This window comes from Streptomyces sp. NRRL S-495 (assembly GCF_000966955.1).
GTDB lineage: Bacteria > Actinomycetota > Actinomycetes > Streptomycetales > Streptomycetaceae > Kitasatospora > Kitasatospora purpeofusca.
Genome location: NZ_JZWY01000646.1, coordinates 1 through 7,984 on the forward strand (window position 1 = coordinate 1; position 7,984 = coordinate 7,984).

Consider the following 7,984-nt stretch of genomic DNA (forward strand, 5'->3'; position numbering starts at 1 on the left):
GGTAACGGCTGGTCGGGTTCTTGACGTTGAGGGTCTCGTTGGCCTTCTTCAGCAGGGCCGGGACGGTGTCCCAGTCGTACTGCGCGAGGTCGACCGGCTTGTCATTGCCCATCGACCCACCGACGCGCTTGGCGACATTGCCGTTGCGGTAGTCGTACCAGTCGTAGCCGCGGCCGTCGGCCGTGGGGACCTGGGCGCTCGCGTACTCCGGGTAGACGGAGAGCCGCTTGACCTTGGTGGTGCCGCTCTGCGCGGTGATCGCGGCGACGACGGTGCGCACGCCGTCCGGGGTGAGCAGGTCCTTGGCCGGCGCGGTGGTCTTCGGCGCGCTCGGCGAGGGCTTCGCCGTGGGGGCGGCGGAGGCGGTCGTGTCCGGGGCGGTGGGCGCGGCCGTTCCGGGCGAGGCCGGGGGGCCGCCCGGGTCGGCGGGCGCGTTCGTTCCCTTGGGGGCAGAGCCGGTGCCGCCGGTGCCGCTCGAACCGTTGCCGTCCGGCCGGAGCGTCCAGACGAGCACGCTCGTCAGGGCGACGCCCGCGACGGCGAGGGTCATGGTGGCACCGGTGCGGCGGCGGGCGGGCCGCGGCGGGGGCTCGGCGGGGCCGGTGGCGCCCAGGTACTGGGTGCCGGTGCCGCCGAAGTGCCCTCCGTCGGTGGCGGGTTCGCTTCCGTAGGCGGGGTTCGGGGTCGCGTAACCGGCGGGCGGAGCGCCGTAGCCGGTCTGCGGGGCGTCGAAAGCAGGATTCGGGGTGCCGAAGGCGGGGTTCGGCGTACCGAAGGCCGCGGTGGGCTCCGGGCCCACCGGCGGGCGGGCGGAGTCCAGGAAGGTGGGCTGCCAGGACGGCTGCCCCGCCCCGCCGGCGCCGGCGCTCGCCTCGGCGGCGGCGAGCGCCTGGTCGAGCTGCGCGGCGTCCGGCCGCACCGCCGGATTGCGGGCCAGTACGGCGGCCAGCACCGGCCCCAGCGGACCCGAACGGGTCGGCGGCGGCAACGGCTCGTCCAGGACGGCCGCGAGGGTGGCCAACGTGGTGCCGCGGCGCAGCGGGTGGTGGCCCTCGACGGCGACGTACAGGAGCATGCCGAGCGACCACAGGTCGGAGGACGGGTTGCCCTCCTCGCCGCGTATCCGCTCCGGGGCGATGTACTCGGGCGAGCCGATCAGCGCGCCGGTGGCGGTGAGCGCGGTGTTGGCGTCCTGCATCGCGGCGATGCCGAAGTCCGTGAGGACGGGCGTGCCGTCGGCGCGCAGCAGCACGTTGCCGGGCTTGACGTCGCGGTGCTGGATGCCGGCCGCGTGGGCGGCGCGCAGCGCGGAGAGCACCCCACGGCCGATCCGGGCGGCCTCCGGGACGGTGAGCGGGCCGCGGGCGATCCGGTCGGCGAGGCTGCCGCCGCTCACCAACTCCATGACCAGCCAGGGGTGGGGGTGGTCGGGGGTGTCGACGATGTGGTGGATCACCGCGACGTGCGGGTGCTGGAGGCGGGCGAGCGCACGGGCCTCGCGCAGGACCCGCTCGCGCAACTCGTGGGCCGCCTCGGGGTTGGCCGCGGCCATCGCCGGGTCCGGCGGGCGGACCTCCTTGAGTGCGACCTCGCGGTGCAGCATGGTGTCACGGGCCCGCCAGACCAGTCCCATGCCGCCGCCACCGAGGCGTTCCAGCAGTTCGAAGCGGTTGTCGATGAGCCGTGTCTCCGGCCCCCCAGTGTTCATGGCCGCCATCGTAGGGGCCCGCGTCCGGGGCGGGCCGACCGACCGGGGCGGCCGAACAGTCCGTGGACGCCCGGTCCTTGTCCGATCCGGGCCCGAGCCGGACCCGAGCCGGAGGCATGGCGGGACATCGGGACGGGGCGGGCCTCCGGAGGGCACGGCCGGGGTGGTGATTGCACCCGCCCGAGCGAGCCGGAGCAGCCTTCCGGGTGGCCGTGGGCATGCACGGTCGGCCGCCACCGGATCGGCTCGTTGTGCCCGGTATGCCTGCACACCTCGGAAGGGTCAGCTGGACCGCGCTCTCCCTTCTGATCCTCGTCCTCCCGGCGATGGCCGCCGGGACCGACCACCCTCCGCCGCCGGAGCGGCACGCCGGACCGCCGCCGCAGAACGCTCCGCGCGGTTGGGTGGTCACGGTGAACGCCGCCAATGTGCGGCGCGAGCATTCGGTCGACGGCGCGGTGCTGGGCCTCGCCCACTGCGGGGAGCGGGTGGAGATCGTCGACACCTGGATCTCCGCGCTCGGGACGCGCTGGAGCCGGGTCGTCGTGGTGCGCACCGGGCTGACGGGGTGGGTGCTCTGGTCGCTGCTGGGCCACCCGGCCCCGCCGGGGCACCCCGCCGCGGTGTGCCCGACTCGCCCGCCGGGCGGGGAACGGTGAGGCGCGTGACCGGTGAGCGGCGTGAACGGTGGGAAGGGGGCGAACCCCGGGATCCGGGGACGGGTCCGGCGGCGGGCGTTCCGCACCGGACGGCGGCGGGTAGGGGCCGCCGGGAACACCCGGCGCGGCCAGGCAGGCACCGTGGACGGACGGAGGCGACCGAATGGACGTGGGCGGAAGCGGAGCGGAAAGACCGGCCGGAGGTGGCGGACCGGTGGGCGGGTTCCTCCGGCCGGCCCTCGGACCCGGGCGGCGGCCGGAGGGCGCCCCCTGACGCCCGGTCCGGTCCTCCCGCCCCTGCCCCGTTGATCCCCCTCGCCCAAGGAGACCTCCAGGTGCACCGTTCGTCCCGTCCCCTCCCGCCGACCGGGGCTCCCGGCGCGGACCCGTCCGTCGTCGGCGCATCCGTTCCCGACGTGCCCGCTACCTCCGTCTCCGTCCCCGTCGCCGTCCCCGTCCCGGTCGCCGGTGCGCTCGTGGCCGACCCGCTCGGCCGGGTCCTGCTGCTGCGCCGCCCGGACGGCCGCTGGGAGCTGCCGTCCGCCGCCGTGCGCCCGGGCGAGGACCCGGCGCGGGGCGCCGTCCGGGCGCTGGCCGAGAGCTGTGGGGTGGCCGGGGCGGCGGGGCGCCCGGTCGGGGTGTTCGAGGACGCCACGGAGTCGGCGCTGCGGCATGTGTACGCGCTGTCGGCGCACGTACCCGGCGCACTGGACCGGCTCACGCTCCCCCGGCACAGCACGCATGCCTGGTTCTTCACGGACAACCTGCCGGGCGTCACCCCCGAGACGGTGCGGTTCCTGCGTGCCCACGGCCCCGCGCGGCCGCATCTGCCGCGCAGCCAGTGGCTGGCCACCACCCCGCGCTCGTGGCTGTGCACGGCCGCCGTGGTGACCGCCCCGGACGGGCGGCTGCTGATGGTCAAGCCCCGGGTCCGGGAACCGGACCGGCGGCCGCGGGCCGGGACTTGGAACTTCCCCGGGGGTGTGCTCGACACCCACGAGGACTCGCCGACCGGGGCGGCCCGCGAGCTGCGCGAGGAGACCGGGCTCGACCGGCCGGCCGGACCGCTGCTGGCGGTGTTCTGGCGGCACCCCGAGCCGGGGGCGGACCACCCGATCGTCCAGTTCTTCCACGACTTCGGCACCGCCGACCCCGAGACCGTCCGACTCGGCTGCCCGGACGGGGAGATCACCGACTGGGCGTGGTTCCAGCCCTACGGCGGGGAGTTGGACGCCGCGGCCGGCGCCGACCGCGCGGACCGGGCCCGGCAGGCCCTGGCCGCCCGCGCCTCCGGCCGCGCCGTCGCCGGCACCCGACCCGCCCCGGGGCCGACCACGGGCCCGGAACCGGCCGCCGGCTGAGCCGACGGCCCTGCCGGTGCCGGTGACGGCCGTCCCCCGCACCGGCCGCGGGCCCGAGTGGGCGGACGCCACAGGTCGTCATGCCGGTGGCCTACCCCCCGGCGCCGGGCCGCCATGCCCGGTCCACTCGAAAGTGTGCGCCACGAGTAGCGCGCCCAAGGGCGGGTAGCGTCACCGGCCGTGGAGGACTCCCTGCCGATCCGACCGATCCGATCAATCCGACCGAACGGACCGATCCTGCCGATCCAATGGCCCGTCGACCCGGTGACCGCCGCGGCCGCCCCGAGCCAGGACGATCCGGTCTGGTACGCCGCCTACGGTTCGAACATGCACACCGAGCGGCTCGCCTGCTACTTGGGCGGCGGGCGGCCGGCCGACGGTGCCCGGGAGTACCCCGGCTGCCGGGACGGTCGGCCGCCGCGGCGGTCGGTGCCCGTTCGACTGCCCGGAAGTCTCTACTTCGCCCTGGAGTCGCGGGTCTGGGGCGGCGGCATGGCGTTCTACGACCCGCACGGACCCGGCACCGTGCCCGCCCGCGCCCATCTGCTGACGGCCGGGCAGTTCAGCGACATCGCCGCCCAGGAGATGGGCGGCGGGCCGGGCGCGGACCTCGACCTGGGAACCGTGCTGCGGACCGGCCGCGACCGGCAGGGGCCGGGCCGCTACCAGACCCTGGTCTGCCTCGGCACCCTGGACGGCCTCCCGGTGCTGACCTTCACCGCCCCGTGGACGCTCGCCGAGGCCGAACTGAACGCCCCGCGCGCCCGCTACCTGCGCACCATCGCCGCCGGACTGGTCGAGGCGCACGGCTGGTCCGCGCGCCGGGCGACCGTCTATCTGACCACCCGGCCGGGCGCGGCCGGCCACTGGAGCGTCAAGTCCCTGTACGCCGCGCTCGCCCCGCGCACCGGAGGATCCGCCTCCGCGACGGGATCCGGCCGCGATTGACATGACCATCCGTCATCATCGGGTGTGTATCCGCCAATTAGGTGGGCAAACGGCAGTTCGATGACGGATGATCGGCACGCGGGGCCGCTCCAACCGGGCGGTGCCGGGCGAATGAACGGGGGCAAGGACGACATGGAGGCGATGCGGGTCTTCGCACTGGTGGCGGCGACGGTCACCACCGGACTGACCGCCGGACTGTTCTACACGTACGCCTGCTCGGTGACACCGGGGCTCGGCAGCACCGGGGACTTCATGGTCGCCCAGGTGATGCAGCGGCTCAACGTGGCGATCCTCAACGGGTGGTTCCTGGTGGGATTCGTCGGGGCGCTGGTGTTCACGAGCGTGGCGGTCGTGCTGCACCTGCCGAGCGACGGCCGCCGGGTACTGCCGGCGGCCGTCGGCGCGCTGGTCTGCTACACCGCTTCCCTGGTGCTGACCAGGATGGTGAACCTCCCGCTGAACCAGGCACTGGCGCAGCAGGCCGGAGAACTCGGCCGGGCCCGGGAGTTGAGCCTGACCGCCCAACTGGGTCGGGCCGGGCAGCCGGTGCGGATGTGCGGGTCGTTCCGCGCCAGGTGGGCGCGGTGGAACGCGGCGCGGGCGCTGCTGTCCACGGCAGCGCTCGGCTTCCTCTGCTGGGCGCTGGTGCTGCACTGCCACCTCCGGCCGAGCTGAGCCGGGTCGGCGCGGGTGCGGCGACGCACCCGCGCCGCACCGCCGCTCGTTCAACCGGCCGCCAGCACCACCGTGGTCGGGACCCCTGCCGACGGCGCCGCCGTCGACGACTGCTCGGCCGCGATGCCGCCCGTCGCGTGGTCCGCCGCTTCACCCGGCACGCCGCCCAGCAGGTCGCCCGCCTCGGCGGAGGCCGCCAGCCGGCGGTGCTCCTGCGGGGTGAGCCCGCGCACCCGCTTGAACGCGGTGCTCAGCGCGAACGCGTCGCCGTACCCGACCCGGCGGGCCACCGCCGCGACGGTCAGCCCCGGGTCGCGCAGCAGGTCCGCCGCCACCGCCAGCCGCCAGTTCGCCAGGTACGCCATCGGCGGCTCGCCGACCAGCGCGGTGAACCGCCGGGCCAGCCCCGCCCGGGAGACCCCGACCTCGGTGGCGAGCGCCGCCACCGTCCACGGCCGGGCCGGATCGTCGTGCAGCAGCCGCAGCGCCGGGCCCACCACCTCGTCCGCCTGGGCGCGCAGCCAGCCGGGCGCCTCGCCGTCCGGGGCGGCGAGCCAGCTCCGCAGCACCCCGACCACCAGCAGGTCCAGCAGCCGGTCCAGCACCACTTCCTGACCCGGCTCGGCCCGGGTGACCTCGGTGGCGAGCAGCTGGACCAGGGTGTCCACGGTGGTGTCCACCCCGGCGGGCCGCACCAGCAGTGTCGGCAGGTGGCCCAGCAGCCGGCGGCCGATCTCGTGCTCCGCCAGGTAGGTGCCGGACAGCATGACCGAGGGACGCTCGTCGTCCGGCCGGGTCTCGCCCCAGGTCCGCACGCCCAGCGCCATCGAGGTGGCGACGCTGGCGCCGTCCCGGGAGCAGATCTGCCCGGGGCCGATCAGGATGTCCGGCTCGCTCCGCGGGTGGTCCGCGACCGTGTACGCCTCCGGCCCGCGCAGCAGGGCGAGGTCCCCCGGCCGCACCAGGACCGGCTCCGCCCCGTCGGGCAGGATCCAGGCCGCGCCGTCCAGCATGGTGATCAGCGACAGCGGCGCGCGGTCCTCGATCCGCAGGGCCCAGGGCGTGCTGAGGACGGAGCGCAGCAGGAACGCGCCACGGGCCTTGGGGCCGTCGAGCAGCCCGGTCAGGGTGTCCATGAGGGGACAGCCTAGACGCGGCGGTGCGGCGGGCGGCGGTGACGTCGGCCGGACCGGGCACGGGTGACGGGCGGTCAGCGGCCGGCAGGCGGTCGTCCACACGCTGCCGGTCAACAAGCCCCCGGTCAACGGGCCCCCGGGCGGCGGTGCAGCAGCAGCGCGCGGGTGAGGGCGACGGCGGCGGCCGTGCAGAGCACCGTGCGGGCGATGTTGGACGTCGTCCAGGTCGGCTCGAACGCGGCGCGCACGGCGGCCAGGTCGGTGACGGCGGCGGGGTCGCCGGCCGCGGCGAGCCGGTCGTTGAGCGGGACGTTGACGGCGGAGGTGAGCACGAGGGCGGCGAGGTAGAGCAGGGTCGCCACCGCCGTCCAGAGGGTGGCGGCACGCTGCCCGGAGCGGTGCAGCAGCCAGGTGCCGACGGCGGGCACCGCGAGGGCGCCGACGAAGACGGCCCCGAAGACCGGGTTGAGGATGGAGGCGTTGATGTGCTGCATCGCGGTCACGAAGGTACGGTCGTCGCCGGCGGCGAGGCCGGGCATGACGGCGACGTCGAAGGCGAAGAAGAGGCCGGCCATCAGGCCGGTCGCAGCGGTGGCGGTGGCCAGCACCGGGCCGACGGCGCGGGAGGCGGTGGTGGCCGCGGCGGCGAGGTCACGGACGGGGGCGGCACCGAGGGCGGCGGACATGGCGGGCTCCGGAAGGTGTGGAGGCTGTCAAAGGTGTGGAGGGGCAGAGGAGCGGAGGGCGGTCCGGGGATCGCGGCGCGGCGGGCGGATCCCCGGACCTGCGGAAGCGGGGCGAGCGGGAGGTTCAGACGTTCCAGGCACCGGACGCCGCGGCCGCCCGCGCGTAGTCCGCGAAGTCGCGCGGCGGACGCCCGAGCGCGCGCCGGACGCCGTCCGCCAGATGGGCGTTGCGGCCGTCCAGGACCATCGAGAACAGGTCGGCGAACTCGCCCGGCAGGCCGACGGTGGCCAGTACCGCGCGGTACTCCTCCAGGGAGACCGCCGTGAACCGGATCTCGCGCCCGGTCGCCGCCGTCAGTTCGGCGGCCACGTCCGCGAAGGACAGCAGGCGCGGGCCGGTCAGCTCGTAGACCTCGCCGTCGTGGCCGTCCTCGGTGAGCGCCGCCGCGGCGACGTCCGCGATGTCGTCGACGTCGACGAACGGCTCGACGGCGACCCCGGTCGGCAGCGCCAGTTCCCCGGCGAGCACCGGCTCCAGGAAGAAGCTCTCGGAGAAGTTCTGGTCGAACCAGGCGCAGCGGACCACGGTCCAGCCGGTGCCGGCCTCGGCGACCGCCGCCTCGGCGGCCTGCGCCGCCTCCTCGCCGCGCCCCGAGAGCAGGACCAGGCGGCCGACGCCCGCCTTGGCGGCCCGCTGGGCGAAGGCGCCGACGGTCTCCACGGCGCCGGGGAAGGCGAGGTCGGGGTAGTAGGCGAGGTAGGCGGCGTCGACGCCGTCCAGCGCGGCGTCCCAGGTGGTGTCGTCCGCCCA

8 protein-coding genes are annotated in these 7,984 nt (G+C 76.0%); 4 read left to right on the plus strand and 4 right to left on the minus strand.

From position 1 onward, the window contains the following. Positions 1–1,708: serine/threonine-protein kinase (locus VR45_RS29685; RefSeq protein WP_045942955.1), on the minus strand; the 1,708-nt coding region annotated here is incomplete at its 3' end. Between the two features lie 260 nt (positions 1,709–1,968). Here VR45_RS29685 and VR45_RS48035 point away from each other — a divergent pair. From VR45_RS48035 to VR45_RS29705, 4 genes are all read left to right on the plus strand, one after another. After that, positions 1,969–2,367, plus strand: a complete 399-nt coding sequence (locus tag VR45_RS48035) for an SH3 domain-containing protein (protein WP_045942953.1) — start codon at positions 1,969–1,971, stop codon at positions 2,365–2,367. A 416-nt stretch (positions 2,368–2,783) separates the two neighbouring features. Then, positions 2,784–3,728 carry an NUDIX hydrolase gene (locus VR45_RS48040; RefSeq protein WP_199926026.1) on the plus strand — a complete coding sequence of 315 codons (945 nt, stop codon included), beginning with the start codon at positions 2,784–2,786 and terminating at the stop codon, positions 3,726–3,728. A 327-nt stretch (positions 3,729–4,055) separates the two neighbouring features. After that, complete coding sequence (locus VR45_RS29700) at positions 4,056–4,676, plus strand: histone deacetylase (RefSeq protein WP_234326304.1); 621 nt, start codon at positions 4,056–4,058, stop codon at positions 4,674–4,676. A 111-nt stretch (positions 4,677–4,787) separates the two neighbouring features. Then, complete coding sequence (locus VR45_RS29705) at positions 4,788–5,351, plus strand: DUF1772 domain-containing protein (protein ID WP_234326302.1); 564 nt, start codon at positions 4,788–4,790, stop codon at positions 5,349–5,351. A 50-nt stretch (positions 5,352–5,401) separates the two neighbouring features. Here VR45_RS29705 and VR45_RS29710 read toward each other — a convergent pair whose 3' ends face one another. The 3 genes from VR45_RS29710 to VR45_RS29720 all read right to left on the minus strand — a co-directional run. After that, on the minus strand, positions 5,402–6,487 hold the full coding sequence (locus tag VR45_RS29710) for an AraC family transcriptional regulator (protein WP_063772563.1): 1,086 nt from the start codon (positions 6,485–6,487) through the stop codon (positions 5,402–5,404). A gap of 125 nt (positions 6,488–6,612) precedes the next feature. After that, positions 6,613–7,173, minus strand: a complete 561-nt coding sequence (locus tag VR45_RS29715; protein ID WP_078896944.1) for an anthrone oxygenase family protein — start codon at positions 7,171–7,173, stop codon at positions 6,613–6,615. Positions 7,174–7,297: 124 nt separating this feature from the next. After that, positions 7,298–7,984 (minus strand): NmrA family transcriptional regulator (locus VR45_RS29720; protein WP_045942954.1); only part of this gene is annotated, 687 nt, incomplete at its 5' end.

Coding starts and splice junctions, on each gene's coding strand:
- VR45_RS29700 (WP_234326304.1), top strand. CDS start 4,056: ATGCACACCGAGCGGCTCGCCTGCTACTTGGGCGGCGGGCGGCCGGCC.
- VR45_RS48035 (WP_045942953.1), top strand. CDS start 1,969: ATGCCTGCACACCTCGGAAGGGTCAGCTGGACCGCGCTCTCCCTTCTG.
- VR45_RS29710 (WP_063772563.1), bottom strand. CDS start 6,487: ATGGACACCCTGACCGGGCTGCTCGACGGCCCCAAGGCCCGTGGCGCG.
- VR45_RS29715 (WP_078896944.1), bottom strand. CDS start 7,173: ATGTCCGCCGCCCTCGGTGCCGCCCCCGTCCGTGACCTCGCCGCCGCG.
- VR45_RS29705 (WP_234326302.1), top strand. CDS start 4,788: ATGAACGGGGGCAAGGACGACATGGAGGCGATGCGGGTCTTCGCACTG.